Below are 17,568 nucleotides of genomic sequence, written 5' to 3'. Positions count from 1 at the left end.
TCCCCCCCCCCCTCCCCCCCACCCCCCCCCCCTCCCCCCCCCCCCCCCCCCCCCCCCCCCCCCCCCCCCCCCCCCCCCCCGCTCCCACATTAAAAAAACATATGCGGCAAATGGTTCCGGGATTAACCGGCGCCAGGCAGGTACAATGCCCACCCCTTTTTTGTTACGGCCCTGTCATGACTGACCCGATTCGACTCTCCAAACGCCTCATCGAACTCGTCGGCTGCTCCCGTCGGGAGGCTGAGCTGTTCATCGAGGGCGGCTGGGTCACCGTCGACGGCGAAGTCGTTGACGAGCCGCAGTTCAAGGTCGCCAATCAAAAAGTCGAGCTGGATCCAGAGGCCAAGGCCACGGCACCAGAGCCCGTCACCATCCTGCTCAATGTGCCAGCCGGCATGGACGCGGACACCGCCATGGCGACCATCAGCGCCGAGACCTTGAGCGAAGAGCACCGCTACGGCAAACGTCCGCTCAAGGGCCACTTCCAGCGCCTGACCGCCAGCACTGACTTGCAAGCCAATGCCAGCGGTTTGCTGGTGTTCACCCAGGACTGGAAGATCCTGCGCAAGCTCACTGCCGACTCCAGCAAGATCGAGCAGGAATACGTGGTCGAAGTCGAAGGTGACATGGTTGAACATGGCCTCAATCGCTTGCAACACGGCCTGACCTACAAGGGCAAGGAACTGCCTCCGGTCAAGGCCAGCTGGCAGAACGAAAACCGCCTGCGTTTCGCCATGAAGAACCCGCAACCGGGCGTGATCGCCCTGTTCTGCCAGGCCGTCGGCCTGAAAGTCGTGGGCATCCGCCGCATTCGTATCGGCGGCGTGTCCATCGGCAAGGTGCCCCTGGGGCAATGGCGCTACCTGTCCGGCAAAGAGAAGTTCTGAGGCTTCTCCCGCCGCCACACATTCTGGTGCCGCTGCTTGTGCGGCGCCCACTGCTGAATATCAGGATTGCACACCATGATTCACAATGACGTACTGCGCAGCGTGCGCTACATGCTCGACATCAGCGACAAGAAAGTCATCGAGATCATCAAGCTCGGCGGCATGGACGTGGCCCTGGCCGACCTGGTGAGCTACCTCGACAAGAAAGAGGAAGACGAGGAAGGTTTCGTACGCTGCCCGGACGAAGTCATGGCGCATTTCCTCGACGGCCTGGTGATCTTCAAGCGCGGCAAGGACGAAAGCCGCCCTCCGCAACCAATCGAAGTGCCGGTAACCAACAACATCATCCTGAAAAAGCTGCGCGTAGCCTTCGAGCTGAAAGAAGACGATATGCACGCGATCCTCAAGGCCGCCGAGTTCCCGGTATCCAAGCCTGAGCTGAGCGCTCTGTTCCGCAAATTCGGCCACACCAACTATCGCCCGTGCGGCGACCAGTTGCTGCGCAACTTTCTCAAGGGCCTGACCCTGCGCGTTCGCCCGCAATAACGTGCGACGCGGATCTACCCTGTAGGAGCGAGCATGCTCGCGATGGACGTCAACGATGACGAGGGCTGTCTGAATGCCCGTGTTGTTCTGGAGTTTTTCGTCGGAGCGCCGCCCGGAGCATGCTCGCTCCTACAAGGCCGTATGCCCCCCCATTCCGCGCAAAAATAGTGGCTCCACTGATCGAGCCTGACGACTAGGGTGTAATGACCTACAGCGCTCAGGATTCGCCATGCACCCCTATTTCTCCCTGCAAGGCCGCACCGCACTGGTGACCGGCGGCACCCGTGGTATCGGCAAAATGATCGCCAAGGCCTATGTCGAGGCTGGCGCCACCGTCTACGTCTGTGCCCGCGACGTCGAAGCCTGCCGGCAAACTGCCGATGAGCTCGGTGCATTGGGCCGCTGTCACGCGGTGGCCGCCAACCTGGCCACTGAAGAAGGCGTGCAGCAGTTGGCAACACGCCTGGGTGAGCAGATGACCCATCTCGATATCCTGGTGAACAACGCCGGCACCACTTGGGGGGCGCCATTGGAAAGCTACCCGATCAAGGGTTGGGAAAAGGTCATGCAACTGAATGTGACGTCAGTATTCAACTGCATCCAGCAATTTCTGCCACTGCTGCGCAAAGCCGGTTCCCCCGCGAACCCGGCCCGAATCATCAATATCGGCTCAGTCGCCGGGATTTCTTCCTTTGGCGAACAGGCGTATGCCTACGGGCCGAGCAAAGCCGCCCTGCATCAACTCTCACGGATTCTGGCAAGGGAACTGGTGAGCCAGCACATCAACGTCAATGTGATCGCCCCGGGTCGCTTTCCGAGCAAGATGACCCAACACATCGACAGAGATGCGCAGGCATTGGCGCAGGATACGGCGCTGATTCCGATGAAGCGTTGGGGCCGGGAGGAAGAGATGGCGGCGCTGGCGATCAGCCTGGCGAGTACGGCCGGGGCGTACATGACCGGGAATATCATTCCGCTGGATGGTGGGTTCAGCCTCTGAAATCGGCGGTGCTGCCATCGCGGGCAAGCCACGCTCCCACAGGTTTCTTTGGTGCTCACAAAATCTGTGGCCGGCCGAGCTCCACTGTGGGAGCGGGCTTGCCCGCGAAGGGGCCGGCACAGCCACCACTGAATACAGGTCGATCGGGTTATCATGCCCGCCACCATCCCGACTCGACCCCAAACCATGACCTACAGCGTTTCCCCCATCGGCTTCGTGCGTTCCTGCTTCAAGGAGAAGTTCGCCATCCCTCGGCAGCCGCAATTGGCCCCCGCCGCGCGCGGCGTGCTCGAACTGGTGGCGCCATTCGATCAGGGTGATGCCGTGCAGGGCCTCGAACAGGTCAGCCATGTCTGGCTGTTGTTCCTGTTCCATCAGGCACTGGAAGAAAAGCCGCGCCTGAAAGTTCGTCCGCCGCGCCTGGGCGGCAACAAGTCCATGGGCGTGTTCGCCACGCGCGCGACTCACCGGCCCAATGGCATTGGCCAGTCCGTGGTCAAGCTGGACAAGGTCGAGGCCAATCGCCTGTGGATATCCGGCATCGACCTGCTCGATGGCACGCCGATCCTCGACATCAAACCCTACGTGCCTTACGCAGACATCATCGACACAGCCATCAATAGCATCGCCAGCGCCGCGCCGCAGTTGATTGCCGTGCAATGGACAGATAGCGCCCTGCAACAGGCTCATGGGCACGCTGAACGCCTTGCAGAGCCGTTGGTTGAGTTGATCGAGCAATGCTTGGCGCAGGATCCGCGCCCGGCGTACCAGACGCCTACCCCGGAACGCGAATATGGTGCGCAATTCTGGGACGTGGATGTGCGCTGGCATTATCCAACGCCGCAGATGATCCGCGTGCTTGAGGTCATTCCCGCATCCAACATGTAGGAGCTGCCGCAGGCTGCGATCTTCTGATCTTGAAATCGCGATAGAAGATCAAGATCAAAAGATCGCAGCCTGCGGCAGCTCCTACAGAGAACGTGTCCGGCATAAAAAAGCCCGCATTACCTGTATAGGCAATGCGGGCTTTTTTTGAGGCGGTGCTTATTTCTCTACGAACGCACGCTCGATCAGGTAATCACCCGGCTCGCGCATGCGCGGCGACACTTTCAGGCCGAAGCTGTTCAGCACTTCGCTGGTCTCGTCGAGCATGCTCGGGCTGCCGCACAGCATGGCGCGGTCGTCCTGCGGGTTGATCGGTGGCAGGCCGATGTCGCTGAACAGCTTGCCGCTGCGCATCAGGTCGGTCAGGCGACCTTCGTTTTCGAACGGCTCGCGGGTCACGGTTGGGTAGTAGATCAACTTGTCACGCAATGCATCGCCAAAGAACTCGTTCTGCGGCAGGTGCTCGGTGATGAACTCGCGGTAGGCGACTTCGTTGACGTAACGCACGCCGTGGCACAGGATCACTTTTTCGAAACGCTCGTAGGTTTCCGGGTCCTGGATGACGCTCATGAACGGCGCCAGACCAGTACCGGTGCTGAGCAGGTACAAATGTTTGCCAGGCTTCAAGTCATCCAGCACCAGCGTGCCGGTGGGCTTCTTGCTGATGATGATCTCGTCGCCTTCCTTCAGATGCTGCAACTGGGAAGTCAGCGGACCATCAGGCACCTTGATGCTGAAGAACTCGAGATGCTCTTCCCAGTTCGGGCTGGCAATCGAGTAAGCGCGCATAAGCGGGCGGCCGTTGGGCTGTTGCAGGCCGATCATCACGAACTGACCGTTCTCGAAGCGCAGGCCCGGATCACGGGTGCACTTGAAGCTGAACAGAGTGTCGTTCCAGTGATGAACACTGAGGACACGCTCGTGGTTCATGTTGCTCATGTACGGGGACTCCTGGAGATTGGATCTGCGCTAGCTCTTTCAGGAACAGACCTGCGGTGCGCAATTGCATCGCATTCTAATAGCGACGACAATATCTGTTAACTGGATTATTAAGATAAGGGTTATCGGTTATATCGATATGCGATTTACTCTCCGTCAACTTCAAGTGTTCGTTGCCGTCGCCCAGCAGGAAAGCGTGTCCCGTGCTGCGGGTCTGCTCAACCTCTCACAGTCGGCGGCGAGTACATCGATTACCGAGCTGGAGCGCCAGTGCAGCTGCCAACTGTTCGACCGCGCCGGCAAGCGATTGAGCCTCAACGCCCTGGGTAAACAGTTGCTGCCCCAAGCCGTTGCCTTGCTCGACCAGGCCAAGGAAATCGAAGACCTGCTCAATGGCAAGTCCGGATTCGGCTCATTGGCAGTGGGCGCGACCCTGACCATTGGCAACTATCTTGCGACCCTGCTGATCGGCGGTTTCATGCAGCGCCACCCGGAAAGCCAGGTAAAGCTGCATGTGCAGAACACCGCCAATATTGTGCAACAGGTCGCCCACTACGAAATTGACCTGGGTCTGATCGAAGGCGATTGCAACCACCCTGACATCGAAGTGCAAAGTTGGGTCGAAGATGAGTTGGTGGTCTTCTGTGCGCCACAGCATCCGCTGGCCCAGCGGGGCACAGCGAGCATGGAGGAACTGAGCCAGGAAGCCTGGATCTTGCGTGAACAAGGCTCAGGCACACGCCTGACGTTCGATCAAGCCATGCGCCATCACCGGAGCGCGCTGAACATCCGCCTGGAGCTGGAACACACCGAAGCCATCAAGCGCGCCGTAGAGTCCGGCCTGGGGATCGGCTGTATCTCGCGGCTGGCGCTACGGGACGCGTTCCGTCGCGGCAGCCTGGTAGCAGTGGAGACTCCGGACCTGGACCTGGCGCGACAGTTCTATTTCATCTGGCACAAGCAGAAGTACCAGACCTCGGCGATGCGTGAATTCCTCGAACTGTGCCGCGCATTCACCGCCGGGGTGCAGCGCAGCGACGAGATCGTCCTGCCGGCGATCGCTTAAAGCAGAATCACCGCCCAGACCAGCGCGATCATGGTCAAGGCCACCAATTGCGCGGCACTGCCCATGTCCTTGGCGTTTTTCGACAACGGGTGCAATTCAAGGGAAATGCGGTCGATGGCCGCTTCCACGGCCGAATTGAGCAGCTCGACGATCAGCGCCAACAGGCAGACCGCAATCAACAACGCCTGCTCGACACGATTCACGTTCAGGAAGAACGACAGCGGGATCAGAATGACGTTGAGCAACACCAATTGCCGAAAAGCCGCTTCGCCGGTGAATGCTGCGCGTAGGCCGTCCAGCGAGTAGCCGGAAGCATTGAGGATACGTTTCAGGCCGGTCTGGCCTTTGAAAGGTGACATAGAGTAGGAACTGACCAAAAAAGGAGTGGGAAAGCTAGATTAACCAAAGTCAAAAAAACGTGAAGGCGCCAGCGCTTAATGGCTTGAAATTGACTCGAGTTGTTGCAGCAGCAACGCCGCCTGGGTGCGGGTCCGCACATTCAGTTTACGAAAAATCGCGGTGACGTGGGCCTTGATGGTCGCTTCGGAAACGCTCAGTTCGTAGGCAATCTGCTTGTTCAGCAACCCTTCGCAAACCATCGTCAGCACCCGGAACTGTTGCGGAGTCAAGCTCGCAAGGCCTTCACTGGCCGCCTTGGCCTCATCGGAAACGCTGACGGCTTCGAATGCTTGCGGTGGCCAGAAAACATCGCCATCGAGCACCGCGCGCACGGCTTTCTGGATAACACTCAAATCGCTGGACTTGGGTATGAAACCGCTTGCACCAAATTCACGGGACTTGACCATGATCGTCGCTTCTTCCTGGGCCGAGACCATGACCACAGGAATTTGCGGATACTGGCCGCGCAACAGTACCAACCCGGAAAAACCATACGCGCCCGGCATGTTCAGGTCCAGCAGCACCAGATCCCAGTCGGCCTTTTCGCTCAGGCGTGCCTCCAGCTCGGCAATGCTCGCCACTTCCACCAACCGGACATCCGGGCCCAGGCCCAGGGTCAGCGCTTGATGCAGGGCGGAACGAAAAAGAGGGTGGTCATCGGCAATCAGGATTTCGTATGTGGCCATTTTTCAAATGATCCTGTTTTTCATGGGATGCCCGATGCATTCGGGTATCGCCAAACAACTCGAGGTAACAGCCACGCAGCCGCTCCAACGGGGCACGTTCAACGCAAAAAACGGCGTTTCAAACTCTGGCCGCACCCTAATGGGCGCCAAGCATGCCCAGCCAAACCGGGGTGGTCAAGCGACATGGCCGGTACACTTTATTGCAGCATCGGAGACAATCAGGCCGTCACTGCCACTGCTGGTTGAAGATAGGCCATCAACTCGGTGTGCGCCGGGGTCGAAACATCCATTTCCAGCTGACGCTTGGCATCGAGGTAATGCTGGCTGAACACATCGAAATAAGCGTCGAGCGCCGAGGCCGCCTCTACATCGCCTGCAAGATCGAGACATAACGCCGCGACTTCCGCAGTACACAAGTGTTCGCTACGGGTGGAGCGGCGCAATTGATAGCGTGAAAGCTTCTCGGGCAACAAACTGAGGATCGGAAGCGCGTCGAAATAGGGGCTTTTACGGAAAATCTTCCGGGCTTCGGTCCACGTCGCGTCGAGCAAGATGAACAGCGGCCTCCTGCCTTGATCGACCGCCACGCTATGAGTCACCCGCTCGGGCGCGACATATTCACCCGGGAACACCAGATAAGGCTGCCATTGTGGGTCGGACAGCAAGGCCAGCAACTGCTGATCGACTTCGGTACGCGACCAGATGAAGGCATGGTTGTCACGCACCACATCGGCAATCAACCAACCGGTGTTGCTGGGCTTGAACACTTCCTTGCCTGTCATGATCAGGCATACCCCGGAGCGAGTCTCAACCTGCGGACGCCAGGCGCACAGGCAGTGACTCTCGATCACGCGGCAAGCGCGGCACCTTGTTGCCCGCCATCCACGGGCCTGAATCGGCTTGATACCTTCCTCTTCGCGCTGGTCGCGCAGGCGGGCTACGGCGTTGGGGGCATGGTTCATCGCAGGCCACACCGGCAGACAAAAGAGATCGACACGAAAAGCACTCGGATGGGTGAAAGTGCCGGCAGTTTACCAGACCCGCCGGTGCAAACCTGTACCGTGCAGGCCTGCTCCCCTATAATTCGCCGCCACTGAACGCACAGTCATGTGATGGGTCAAACACCCATCACTGCCCCAGGAGAGTTTCATGCTGCGCCTTATCGTTCCCACCGCTGCCATTCTGCTGGCGTCGACCTTCAACGCCCAGGCGGCGTCCTTGAGTGAGCAGAATCTGAACAGAGAGCTGCGAAACGTCGCCACACAAAGCAGCGTCGGCACTCCGCGGGCGATCAATGAAGACATTCTCGATCAGGGCTACACGGTCGAAGGCAATGTGCTGATCAACCACCTGAGTGTGCAAAGCAGCCACGCCAACAAGATGCGTGCCGACCCCAAGGCTGTGTACTTCCAGCTTGGCGCCTCGGTATGCAACAACCCGTCCTTCCGCAAGCTGATGGCCAAGGGGGCGGTCATGCGTTATGACTTCACCGAGGTAAAGACCAACCGCGCGGTCGGTTCTGCAAGCTACCAGGAATCGGATTGCCCGAAAGCGACCCAGAAGAAAAAGTAAGTCAGTGGGATTTTGCGCGCCGCTGCTCATCCTCGGCGCGCAGTTCCGCCACCAGCGCCTGCAAATAACGTGAACGCTGATGCGCGTCCATAAGACGCCGGCAGCACTCCTCCTCGAGACTCAAATGATTGATCTCGGCTGATGACTTCAGCAATCGATACAGTTGCGTATCGATCTCCAGAATGACCCTGGCCATGGCTTTCCGGCTCCCTGCACCTCACTCGTGATGAGCGGCAAATCCTTGAACCGCTTGTACCCTGCGCCCTGCCCTTGACGCCAAGTTGTCGTGTAATACCTGTACCTAAGTAAATCAGAGTACTGAACACTCGGGGCGGGTTCAGACGGGCGGTGAAATCACCTTGCAAATCGTCAATAACCGGTTGCCAGGAAAGACTTTGCGGCGCAATGATCAAGGCAACAATCATCGCGACGGTCTAGATTTCAGGTATCTACGTTCATTGTGTCAGGACTGGAAAAGGCGCCGCCCGTTTCGTCTTGCGCTGTGCGAACGTTTCTTTCATCCAAGGGAAAAACAGAGCCGGTATGGTGACCCGACCAGGGTCAAGTGAATCGCCCAGGCATGGGCCTGGGCAAACAGCGACACATGAAGTGTCGTGGCGCCGACGCGTCAATGGTCGAAGCCGACGGCTCTGTCCAGAAGGAGAAGTTGAATGCCTTACCAACCGAATGACCTCCTAAGCCGCCATTTTGAACAAAGCGGCCACGACCTCATCAGCAAGGTCGAAGAGCAACTCAACCTGGTTTCACCCAACAGCCCGAATACCCCGATCTACCGCGACATGATCCTGACCGTGCTGCGCATGGCGCAGGAAGACCACAATCGCTGGAATGCCAAGATAACCCTGCAAACCCTGCGCGAACTGGAGCACGCTTTCCGAGTGCTTGAGCAGTTCAAGGGGCGACGCAAAGTCACAGTCTTCGGCTCCGCGCGCACGCCAGTGGAACATCCCTTATATGGTCTCGCTCGCGAACTCGGCGCCGCCCTGGCTCGCTCCGACATGATGGTCATCACGGGTGCGGGCGGCGGCATCATGGCTGCAGCCCACGAAGGTGCAGGCTTGGAAAACAGCCTGGGATTCAACATCACCCTGCCCTTCGAGCAACATGCCAACCCCACCGTCCAGGGCACTACCAACCTGCTGCCCTTCCATTTTTTCTTCACGCGCAAGCTGTTCTTCGTCAAGGAAGCGGATGCACTGGTGTTGTGCCCAGGCGGTTTCGGCACCCTGGACGAAGCGCTGGAAGTACTGACGCTGATCCAGACGGGCAAAAGCCCATTGGTGCCCGTAGTGCTGCTGGACGCGCCGGGCGGCAAATTCTGGCAGGGCGCACTGGACTTCATTCACCATCAACTGGAGGAGAATCGTTACATCCTGCCTACCGACATGAAGCTGGTGAAACTGGTCTACAGCGCCGAAGAAGCGGTGGAGCAGATCAACCAGTTCTACAGCAATTACCACTCCAGCCGCTGGCTCAAACATCAGTTCGTGATTCGCATGAACCACAAGCTCAGTGACAGGGCACTCGAACACATGCAGGAATCATTCGCAGACTTGTGCCTGAGCGATCAATTTCATCAACATGCCTATAACGGCGAGGAGCAGGACGAAGCACGGTTCAGCCACCTCGCGCGGCTGGCCTTTAACTTTACCGCTCGTGACCACGGCCGGCTTCGCGAGTTGGTGGATTACATCAACCTGGCGGAAAACTGGGCCCAAACCCAGCCACCGGCACAGCAGCGTACGCGAGAGCCATTAAAGGTTACGTGAGACAAAAAAACGGCCCGCTATCGAAATAGTGAGCCGTTTCAGTCAATCGTCCATCCCTCGGCCGCTGAACAAGCGGCTGATCATTTCCATGGAGAATCCCCGATACGCCAGGAACCTGCCTTGTTTGGCGCGCTCCCGGGCATCTATCGGTAATTGCCCGGAAAACTTGCGTCGCCAGGCGTCCTGCAATTGTTCCTGCCAGTCGATGCCGCTCTCGCGCAGGGCGAGTTCGATATCACTACGCTGCAGCCCACGCTGACTTAACTCTTCACGAATGCGTAAAGGGCCATAGCCGCTACGGGCACGGTAGGAAACGAAGCTTTCAAGGTAGCGGGATTCGGACAACAAACCCTCTTCCGTCAATCGGTCGAGTGCTGTTTCAATCATTTCGGGGAGAGCCCCGCGCTGACGCAGTTTACGCGTCAGCTCGACGCGCCCATGCTCGCGTCGTGCGAGCAGGTCCATTGCGGTTCGCCGCACCGCGACGAGGGTATCGAGTACAGCGGTCATCGGATCAATCAGATATCAGCATCAGCCAGATCGTCTTCGGTCTCTTTGACCGCAGAAGCCTTGGCATCCGCTACCGAAGCCGGAGACAGCAGTTTGTCACGCAGTTGCTTCTCAAGCGTTGCGGCAATATCCGGGTTATCCGCCAGGTACTTGGCCGAGTTGGCCTTACCCTGACCGATCTTGGTGCCGTTATAGGCATACCAGGCGCCGGACTTCTCGACGAAACCGTGCAGAACACCCAGGTCGATCATCTCGCCGTTGAGGTAGATGCCCTTGCCGTAAAGAATCTGGAACTCGGCCTGACGGAACGGCGAAGCCACCTTGTTCTTTACAACCTTGACGCGGGTCTCGCTACCGACGACTTCATCACCTTCTTTCACCGCACCCGTGCGGCGGATATCCAGACGAACCGACGCGTAGAACTTCAGAGCGTTACCACCGGTAGTCGTTTCCGGGCTACCGAACATCACGCCGATTTTCATGCGGATCTGGTTGATGAAGATCACCAGGCAGTTGGCGTTCTTGATGTTACCGGTGATTTTACGCAGAGCCTGGGACATCAGACGGGCTTGCAGGCCCACGTGCATGTCACCCATTTCGCCTTCGATTTCAGCTTTCGGCACCAACGCCGCCACGGAGTCGACGATGATCACGTCGACCGCATTGGAACGCACCAGCATGTCGGTGATTTCCAGGGCTTGCTCACCGGTGTCAGGCTGGGACACCAGCAGGTCGTCGACGTTGACGCCCAGCTTGCCGGCGTACTCAGGGTCCAGGGCGTGTTCGGCATCGACGAATGCGCAGGTCGCGCCGGCTTTCTGAGCCTGGGCGATCACGGACAATGTCAGTGTGGTTTTACCGGAAGATTCAGGACCGTAGATTTCAACAATGCGACCTTTTGGCAGACCGCCAATGCCCAAAGCGATGTCCAGACCCAGAGAGCCAGTGGAGATGGCCGGAATCGCCTGACGGTCCTGATCGCCCATACGCATTACGGCACCCTTGCCGAATTGACGTTCGATCTGACCCAGGGCCGCAGCCAAGGCTTTCTTCTTGTTGTCGTCCATTAAAGTCCTCACGTAATCAATAAGGCCTGACGGCCAACACCTGTATAAGTAGCCAGTATTATTCCACAGCGTTTGCGGATCGCCTACCCCTGATTTGAGATTTCTCCCGCAGCATGGCGCAGCAGCCCCTCTAGCGCGGCCTTCACCGTTTGTCGGCGAACCTCGTCACGGTTACCGGCAAAGTGCTGCACCTCGCTGAACACCTGATCGTCGACGCCCCAGGCCAACCATACGGTGCCCACCGGCTTCTTCGGTGAACCGCCGTCCGGCCCCGCCACCCCACTGACCGCCACGGCAAAACGCGCATGGCTTTTTTCCTGCGCACCACGGACCATGGCCTCGACCACTTCCCGACTGACCGCCCCTACCGTTGAAAACAGCTCGGGCGGCACATTCAGCTGGAGCGTCTTCTGTCGGTTGGAATAGGTGACATAACCGGCCTCGAACCACGCGGAGCTACCCGGTATCCGGGTAATCGCCTCGCTGATGCCGCCGCCCGTACAGGATTCGGCGGCGGTGACATGGGCATTGAGAACCTGCAGGCGCCTGCCGAGTTCAGCGGCCAGCTGTGTGATTTCTTTCACGGTCATCTCCTGATCGAACGGAATGAGGCTTAACGTACACGAGCGAATGGTGCTTGCAAGTTACAGGCACGAGCCGCCCGGACACACATCTCACAGGCTTGCAGGCGGGAGCAACACCGTCTTTGCCTGCTTCCAAAGCAGCAAACGTTCCTGCAGCCCGTTCAAACCGCCATTGATACGTCGAGTAATACTGTTGAACTCATCGACGTCGGCCAGTTCATTGAGGCCGTTTCGCTCCCAGAACCAGGCCGCGGATTCAGCGGCCCATTGTGGCAGCTCCAACAGTTCCGGTTGCTGCAACAAACGCTCATCACCAAAAAGTGCCCGACTGCACTGCAGATAATTACTGCGACCGGTGATCTGGATCAGCCCACGCCCCCGATAGCGTTGACCGTCGCCGTCGGCTTCAGGGGAGTTGCCCAGGCGCATGGCCAGGTCCCCGGTATCGTATTTCTCGAGATATTTTTCGCCGCCCAACTCTCGCACATATTGCAGTTGCCCCGACTCGTGGCCGATTTGCGCCAGGAAGGCGGCGATACGCCCGGGGGTACTGATGTTACGACGTGCCATGGCGTTATTGAGGGCGAGAATGAACAGGCCCGATCGAGTGCGGGCACCTGGGAAAATCATGAGTAACTGCTGCTCAGTGAGGCGCATCGCTCGTTCCTTTGATTGATGCATGAAATTCGCAAGATGGCGCCGGGAGAAATACGCCGGCAGCGTATTGAACGCCGCATCCCGAACGCCAGACTACACACCTCTCCCACGCAAGCCCCGCCGGTAATTGTTGCACCGTGTTGTGTTGCCAGCGCAGCGCGCAGAGCGCCAGCCATTCACTATGGGTCGGAGCGAGAATCGCGCGGCGGTGCATCATCGATACCGATACGCCTGGCCACCCAGCGCCCGTACAATCCTACGGCCATGTCAGCCCCGGCTATCGCGGTGAGACAACCGAAGGCGCCGGCGGCCCAGATCGACATCCCGGCGGCGTACAGCAACATCATCGCCGAGACGCCGCACACCATGCAGGCCCCGGAACGCAAAGCCAGGCGTCTCAGCAATGACCAGCCACGGGCGCCCTCCTTGTCGGCGCGCCACATTTCCCCGGACACCCCACTGACCACTGCGAGCGCGACGACGAGCCAGATAGGCAGGTCCAGCAACAGTTGCTGCTCGTTTGTCATGTCGGGCCTCCAGGATGCCTGGCTTGTGATGCTAGCGGTTAAGCGCAAGATTATGCATGTATGCATATACAGTCAATGCATTAATGCATTTATTTGCCGAGTAAAATACTTGGCTTCGTAAGGGCGAACAACGATAACGCCGTATTGTAGAAAAACCGCGGTGTCTGGTTCGCCGGCAAGCCTGGCTCCTGCGAGGCGGCAAACCAAAGGTCAACGCGCGTACATGCCCCACCAGAACACATGACCCAGGATCAGGATCTGCTCCTCCTGCATTTCCAGGAAGGTGTAGTCCTCGTCAGGATGCTCTTCGCGGTTAAAGCTACGCAGGCGAATCCCTGTCGGCAGCCGATACAGCTGTTTCACTCGCAACTGGCCGTTATGATTGATGGCATAGAGGTCGCCATCGACGATATCGCCAATCCCACACTTGCCGGCGTTGACGCCCACCGTGGCACCGTCGCGCAACACCGGCAGCATGCTGTTGCCGCGCACCGTCACGCATTTGGCCTGGTCGAACTGCACGCCGTTATGGCGCAAGCTACGCTTGCCGAAGCGCAGGCTGGCGCGCTCGCTCTCTTCGATGACGAATCTTCCTGATCCTGCAGCCAATTCAACCTCGCGAAGAAAGGGTACCGAGACCTCGTCGTCATCAATAGGGGTATCGTCGTCCCACAGACTGATGTCGGTAAGTTGCGAGTGCGCGGCTTCACGCCGGGCACCCAACGCCTGCGCGATAAGCACCCGGCCACGCAATTGATCGGTACTGACGGCGAAGTATTCGGCGATCTTCGAAATGTGCTTATCAGAGGGGTCGACAATCTTCCCGCCGAGGATGCGCGAAAGTGTGGATTGAGGCACGCCGGTGCGACGGTGAAGCTCCGTTGGGGAGATACCGTGCTGATCGAGCAGCGCTCTTAAAACGGTCGAAACATTGCGTTTTTGCATAATGCGCATAATGCTCGAAGTTTTTTGCCACGACAAATGCTTAATTGCATAAACGATGCATGATTGATCAATGAAGACGTCACCCGGCCGTGATGCCTGCGTCAACCAGACTGCCCATGGTAACCTTGCGCCCATCGCGGAAAAGCCGTGCCCATGCTCGCTTTTGCCCCACACCTTTTGAATGAGTTTTCCTGGCAATCCGATGAATAAAGCCCTCTCCGACCTGTCCTCGCACACGCCGATGATGCAGCAATACTGGCGGCTAAAGAACCAGCACCCTGACCAGCTTATGTTCTATCGCATGGGCGACTTCTACGAGATCTTCTATGAAGACGCGAAGAAGGCCGCCAAGCTCCTCGACATCACCCTGACCGCTCGCGGGCAGTCAGCCGGCCAGGCGATTCCGATGTGCGGCATTCCTTACCATGCGGCGGAAGGTTATCTGGCGAAACTGGTAAAGCTCGGCGAGTCGGTGGTGATCTGCGAGCAGGTCGGCGACCCGGCCACCAGCAAAGGCCCGGTGGATCGCCAGGTAGTGCGGATCATCACCCCGGGCACGGTGAGCGACGAAGCGCTGCTCGATGAGCGCCGGGACAACCTGATCGCCGCCGTCCTGGGCGACGAGCGCCTGTTCGGCCTGGCGGTGCTGGATATCACCAGTGGCAACTTCAGCGTGCTGGAAATCAAGGGCTGGGAAAACCTGCTGGCGGAACTGGAGCGCGTCAATCCGGTGGAATTGCTGATCCCGGATGACTGGCCCAAGGATCTGCCTGCCGAGAAACGTCGTGGCGTTCGTCGCCGTGCGCCGTGGGATTTCGAGCGTGATTCGGCCTTCAAGAGTCTTTGCCAGCAATTCTCGACCCAGGACCTCAAGGGTTTCGGTTGTGAAAACCTGACCCTGGCCATCGGCGCCGCCGGTTGCCTGCTGGCCTACGCGAAAGAAACCCAGCGCACCGCCCTGCCGCACTTGCGCAGCCTGCGCCACGAACGCCTGGACGATACCGTGGTGCTGGATGGGGCGAGTCGCCGCAACCTGGAACTGGACACCAACTTGGCCGGCGGTCGTGACAACACCCTGCAGTCGGTGGTCGATCGTTGCCAGACCGCCATGGGCAGCCGCCTGCTGACTCGCTGGCTGAACCGCCCGCTGCGTGACCTGAACGTGTTGCTGGCGCGGCAGACCTCGATCACCTGCCTGCTGGACGGCTACCGTTTCGAAAAGCTGCAGCCGCAGCTCAAGGAAATCGGCGACATCGAGCGCATTCTCGCCCGGATCGGCCTGCGCAATGCCCGTCCGCGCGACCTCGCGCGCCTGCGCGATGCCCTCGGCGCGCTGCCGCAACTGCAAGCGGCAATGACCGAACTTGAAGCGCCGCACCTCAACCAACTGGCAGACACTACCAGCACCTACCCGGAGCTGGCGGCCTTGCTGGAAAAAGCCATCATCGACAACCCGCCCGCGGTGATCCGTGACGGCGGGGTGTTGAAAACCGGTTACGACAGCGAACTCGATGAACTGCAATCACTCAGCGAAAACGCCGGGCAATTCCTGATCGACCTCGAAGCCCGCGAAAAAGCCCGCACCGGCCTGTCTCACCTGAAAGTCGGCTACAACCGCATCCACGGCTACTTCATCGAACTGCCGAGCAAGCAGGCTGAATCCGCACCCGCCGACTACATTCGCCGCCAGACCCTCAAAGGCGCCGAGCGCTTCATTACGCCGGAACTGAAGGCCTTCGAAGACAAGGCTCTTTCTGCCAAGAGCCGTGCCCTGGCACGTGAGAAGATGCTGTACGAAGCGCTGCTCGAAGACCTGATCGCCCAACTGCCACCCTTGCAGGACACTGCTGCAGCGCTGGCCGAGCTCGACGTACTGAGTAACCTGGCCGAACGGGCGCTGAACCTCGACCTGAACTGCCCGCGTTTTGTCAGCGAGCCGTGCATGCGGATCACCCAGGGTCGTCACCCTGTGGTTGAACAAGTATTGACCACGCCTTTCGTGGCCAACGACCTGAGTCTCGACGACAACACCCGCATGCTGGTGATCACCGGTCCGAACATGGGCGGTAAGTCCACCTACATGCGCCAGACCGCCTTGATTGTACTCCTGGCACACATCGGCAGCTTCGTGCCGGCGGCCAGTTGTGAATTGTCCCTGGTCGACCGCATCTTCACCCGAATCGGCTCCAGCGATGACCTGGCCGGCGGGCGCTCGACCTTCATGGTCGAGATGAGCGAAACCGCCAACATCCTGCACAACGCCACCGAACGCAGCCTGGTGCTGATGGACGAAGTCGGGCGCGGCACCAGCACCTTCGACGGCCTGTCCCTGGCGTGGGCGGCGGCGGAACGCCTGGCACACCTGCGGGCCTACACGTTGTTCGCCACCCACTACTTTGAGCTGACGGTACTGCCGGAAGCCCAGCCATTGGTGGCCAACGTGCACCTCAATGCCACCGAGCACAACGAACGCATCGTGTTCCTGCACCATGTACTGCCAGGGCCGGCCAGCCAGAGCTATGGCCTGGCAGTCGCGCAGTTGGCTGGTGTTCCGAACGAAGTGATCGTACGCGCCCGTGAGCACTTGAGCCGGCTGGAAGACACCGCCCTGCCCCATGAGGCGCCTGCGCCAGCCAAAGGCAAACCGGCCACGCCGCAGCAGAGCGACATGTTCGCGAGCTTGCCGCATCCGGTGCTGGATGAACTGGCCAAACTTGATCTGGACAACATGACGCCACGTCGCGCACTCGAAATGCTCTATACACTAAAGACACGGGTCTAACGCACAGGCTTGCAAGCTGTTAGAATCTCGCGCGGTTTGGGATGCTGCGGGCTATTAGCCTGGCTTGCAGACTATCGCTCCCAAACCTTGCGACCCCTACGTGAAGGGGCGCTGCAAGCCGCGCCTGAGGAGAAAATTAGAAATGACCTTCGTCGTCACCGACAACTGCATCAAGTGCAAGTACACCGACTGCGTAGAAGTCTGTCCGGTGGACTGCTTTTACGAAGGCCCGAATTTCCTGGTGATTCACCCGGATGAGTGCATCGACTGCGCACTGTGCGAACCTGAATGCCCTGCAGTGGCCATCTTCTCCGAAGATGAAGTCCCTGCCGGCATGGAAAACTTTATCGCGCTGAACCTCGAATTAGCCGAGGTCTGGCCGAACGTTACCGAACGCAAGGATCCGTTGCCCGATGCCGCTGAGTGGGATGGCAAGCCAGGCAAGATCGAATACCTCGAACGCTGATTATCCCCACGTTCCTGAAAAAGGCCCCACAAGGGCCTTTTTTTTAAGATCAAAAGATCGCAGCCTTCGGCAGCTCCTACAGGTGCAGGCAAAAAAAGGGGCGGTATGACCCGCCCACATTTTTTCCCTATTCCCTGTGTTCCTTTTCATCATCCTGATGAATCGCTTCCTGCGATGTCCTTTCCCCTCATCCTTGAAGGGCGTGTCTATCCGTTGACACAACACCGATACTAGAGTTTTTACCGCCAAGAGCAATCGTC

20 protein-coding genes are annotated in these 17,568 nt (G+C 58.9%); 9 read left to right on the top strand and 11 right to left on the bottom strand.

Going from position 1 to position 17,568, the window contains the following annotated elements; genetic code table 11:
* Positions 1-176: 176 nt before the first annotated feature.
* The 4 genes from AC3WWR_RS26075 (at position 177) to tsaA (ending at position 3,321) form a co-directional block, all read left to right on the top strand.
* The gene (locus AC3WWR_RS26075; RefSeq protein ID WP_020796012.1) at positions 177-887 is read left to right on the top strand and encodes an rRNA pseudouridine synthase; all 711 of its coding nucleotides are present in this window, start codon (positions 177-179) and stop codon (positions 885-887) included.
* Positions 888-962: 75 nt separating this feature from the next.
* Positions 963-1,433, top strand: a complete 471-nt coding sequence (locus AC3WWR_RS26070; RefSeq protein ID WP_020796011.1) for a YehS family protein — start codon at positions 963-965, stop codon at positions 1,431-1,433.
* A 229-nt stretch (positions 1,434-1,662) separates the two neighbouring features.
* Positions 1,663-2,433: an SDR family oxidoreductase gene (locus AC3WWR_RS26065; protein ID WP_020796010.1), complete on the top strand. Its 771-nt coding sequence runs from the start codon at positions 1,663-1,665 to the stop codon at positions 2,431-2,433.
* A gap of 186 nt (positions 2,434-2,619) precedes the next feature.
* Positions 2,620-3,321 carry a tRNA (N6-threonylcarbamoyladenosine(37)-N6)-methyltransferase TrmO gene (gene tsaA / locus AC3WWR_RS26060; RefSeq protein WP_033044229.1) on the top strand — a complete coding sequence of 234 codons (702 nt, stop codon included), beginning with the start codon at positions 2,620-2,622 and terminating at the stop codon, positions 3,319-3,321.
* Between the two features lie 156 nt (positions 3,322-3,477).
* Here the strand turns inward: tsaA and fpr are convergent, their stop codons facing one another.
* Complete coding sequence (fpr, locus tag AC3WWR_RS26055) at positions 3,478-4,257, bottom strand: ferredoxin-NADP reductase (RefSeq protein WP_008054100.1); 780 nt, start codon at positions 4,255-4,257, stop codon at positions 3,478-3,480.
* 139 nt (positions 4,258-4,396) lie between these two features.
* On the opposite strand from fpr, the gene AC3WWR_RS26050 reads away from it, so the two are divergent.
* Positions 4,397-5,323 carry a LysR family transcriptional regulator gene (locus AC3WWR_RS26050; RefSeq protein WP_033045309.1) on the top strand — a complete coding sequence of 309 codons (927 nt, stop codon included), beginning with the start codon at positions 4,397-4,399 and terminating at the stop codon, positions 5,321-5,323.
* Here AC3WWR_RS26050 and AC3WWR_RS26045 read toward each other — a convergent pair.
* From AC3WWR_RS26045 to AC3WWR_RS26035, 3 genes are all read right to left on the bottom strand, one after another.
* On the bottom strand, positions 5,320-5,682 hold the full coding sequence (locus tag AC3WWR_RS26045; protein ID WP_020796007.1) for a diacylglycerol kinase: 363 nt from the start codon (positions 5,680-5,682) through the stop codon (positions 5,320-5,322). The genes AC3WWR_RS26050 and AC3WWR_RS26045 overlap by 4 nt on opposite strands.
* 75 nt (positions 5,683-5,757) lie before the next feature.
* Positions 5,758-6,408, bottom strand: a complete 651-nt coding sequence (erdR, locus tag AC3WWR_RS26040; protein ID WP_020796006.1) for a response regulator transcription factor ErdR — start codon at positions 6,406-6,408, stop codon at positions 5,758-5,760.
* Between the two features lie 218 nt (positions 6,409-6,626).
* The gene (locus AC3WWR_RS26035; protein WP_020796005.1) at positions 6,627-7,370 is read right to left on the bottom strand and encodes a tRNA-uridine aminocarboxypropyltransferase; all 744 of its coding nucleotides are present in this window, start codon (positions 7,368-7,370) and stop codon (positions 6,627-6,629) included.
* A 187-nt stretch (positions 7,371-7,557) separates the two neighbouring features.
* Between AC3WWR_RS26035 and AC3WWR_RS26030 the strand changes: the two genes are divergently transcribed.
* On the top strand, positions 7,558-7,980 hold the full coding sequence (locus AC3WWR_RS26030; RefSeq protein WP_020796004.1) for a PA3611 family quorum-sensing-regulated virulence factor: 423 nt from the start codon (positions 7,558-7,560) through the stop codon (positions 7,978-7,980).
* A gap of 1 nt (position 7,981) precedes the next feature.
* Here AC3WWR_RS26030 and AC3WWR_RS26025 read toward each other — a convergent pair whose 3' ends face one another.
* Positions 7,982-8,176: a hypothetical protein gene (locus AC3WWR_RS26025; RefSeq protein WP_020796003.1), complete on the bottom strand. Its 195-nt coding sequence runs from the start codon at positions 8,174-8,176 to the stop codon at positions 7,982-7,984.
* A gap of 475 nt (positions 8,177-8,651) precedes the next feature.
* Between AC3WWR_RS26025 and AC3WWR_RS26020 the strand changes: the two genes are divergently transcribed.
* Positions 8,652-9,770: an LOG family protein gene (locus AC3WWR_RS26020; protein WP_020796002.1), complete on the top strand. Its 1,119-nt coding sequence runs from the start codon at positions 8,652-8,654 to the stop codon at positions 9,768-9,770.
* Positions 9,771-9,812: 42 nt separating this feature from the next.
* On the opposite strand, the gene recX is transcribed toward AC3WWR_RS26020, so the two are convergent.
* The 6 genes from recX to AC3WWR_RS25990 all read right to left on the bottom strand — a co-directional run bounded on the left by recX (position 9,813) and on the right by AC3WWR_RS25990 (position 14,060).
* Positions 9,813-10,280: a recombination regulator RecX gene (gene recX, locus AC3WWR_RS26015; protein ID WP_020796001.1), complete on the bottom strand. Its 468-nt coding sequence runs from the start codon at positions 10,278-10,280 to the stop codon at positions 9,813-9,815.
* Between the two features lie 8 nt (positions 10,281-10,288).
* Positions 10,289-11,347 carry a recombinase RecA gene (gene recA, locus AC3WWR_RS26010; protein WP_008060630.1) on the bottom strand — a complete coding sequence of 353 codons (1,059 nt, stop codon included), beginning with the start codon at positions 11,345-11,347 and terminating at the stop codon, positions 10,289-10,291.
* A gap of 83 nt (positions 11,348-11,430) precedes the next feature.
* Complete coding sequence (locus tag AC3WWR_RS26005; protein WP_020796000.1) at positions 11,431-11,931, bottom strand: CinA family protein; 501 nt, start codon at positions 11,929-11,931, stop codon at positions 11,431-11,433.
* Between the two features lie 90 nt (positions 11,932-12,021).
* Positions 12,022-12,588, bottom strand: a complete 567-nt coding sequence (locus tag AC3WWR_RS26000) for a glycoside hydrolase family 19 protein (protein WP_020795999.1) — start codon at positions 12,586-12,588, stop codon at positions 12,022-12,024.
* A gap of 179 nt (positions 12,589-12,767) precedes the next feature.
* A complete protein-coding gene (locus tag AC3WWR_RS25995) occupies positions 12,768-13,115 on the bottom strand; it encodes a phage holin family protein (RefSeq protein ID WP_020795998.1) in 348 nt (115 codons plus the stop codon).
* Between the two features lie 210 nt (positions 13,116-13,325).
* Positions 13,326-14,060 carry a LexA family transcriptional regulator gene (locus tag AC3WWR_RS25990; RefSeq protein WP_033045313.1) on the bottom strand — a complete coding sequence of 245 codons (735 nt, stop codon included), beginning with the start codon at positions 14,058-14,060 and terminating at the stop codon, positions 13,326-13,328.
* A gap of 202 nt (positions 14,061-14,262) precedes the next feature.
* On the opposite strand from AC3WWR_RS25990, the gene mutS reads away from it, so the two are divergent.
* The gene (gene mutS, locus AC3WWR_RS25985) at positions 14,263-16,842 is read left to right on the top strand and encodes a DNA mismatch repair protein MutS (protein WP_033045311.1); all 2,580 of its coding nucleotides are present in this window, start codon (positions 14,263-14,265) and stop codon (positions 16,840-16,842) included.
* 142 nt (positions 16,843-16,984) lie between these two features.
* Positions 16,985-17,308 (top strand): ferredoxin FdxA, encoded by a 324-nt coding sequence (fdxA, locus tag AC3WWR_RS25980; RefSeq protein WP_020795995.1) that lies wholly within the window; start codon positions 16,985-16,987, stop codon positions 17,306-17,308.
* Positions 17,309-17,568: the final 260 nt, after the last annotated feature.

This window comes from Pseudomonas sp. EB271-G4-1, from assembly GCF_058791355.1.
Note: the sequence above shows the minus strand (reverse complement) of the source record. Positions and strands in the feature narration are given on the sequence as shown.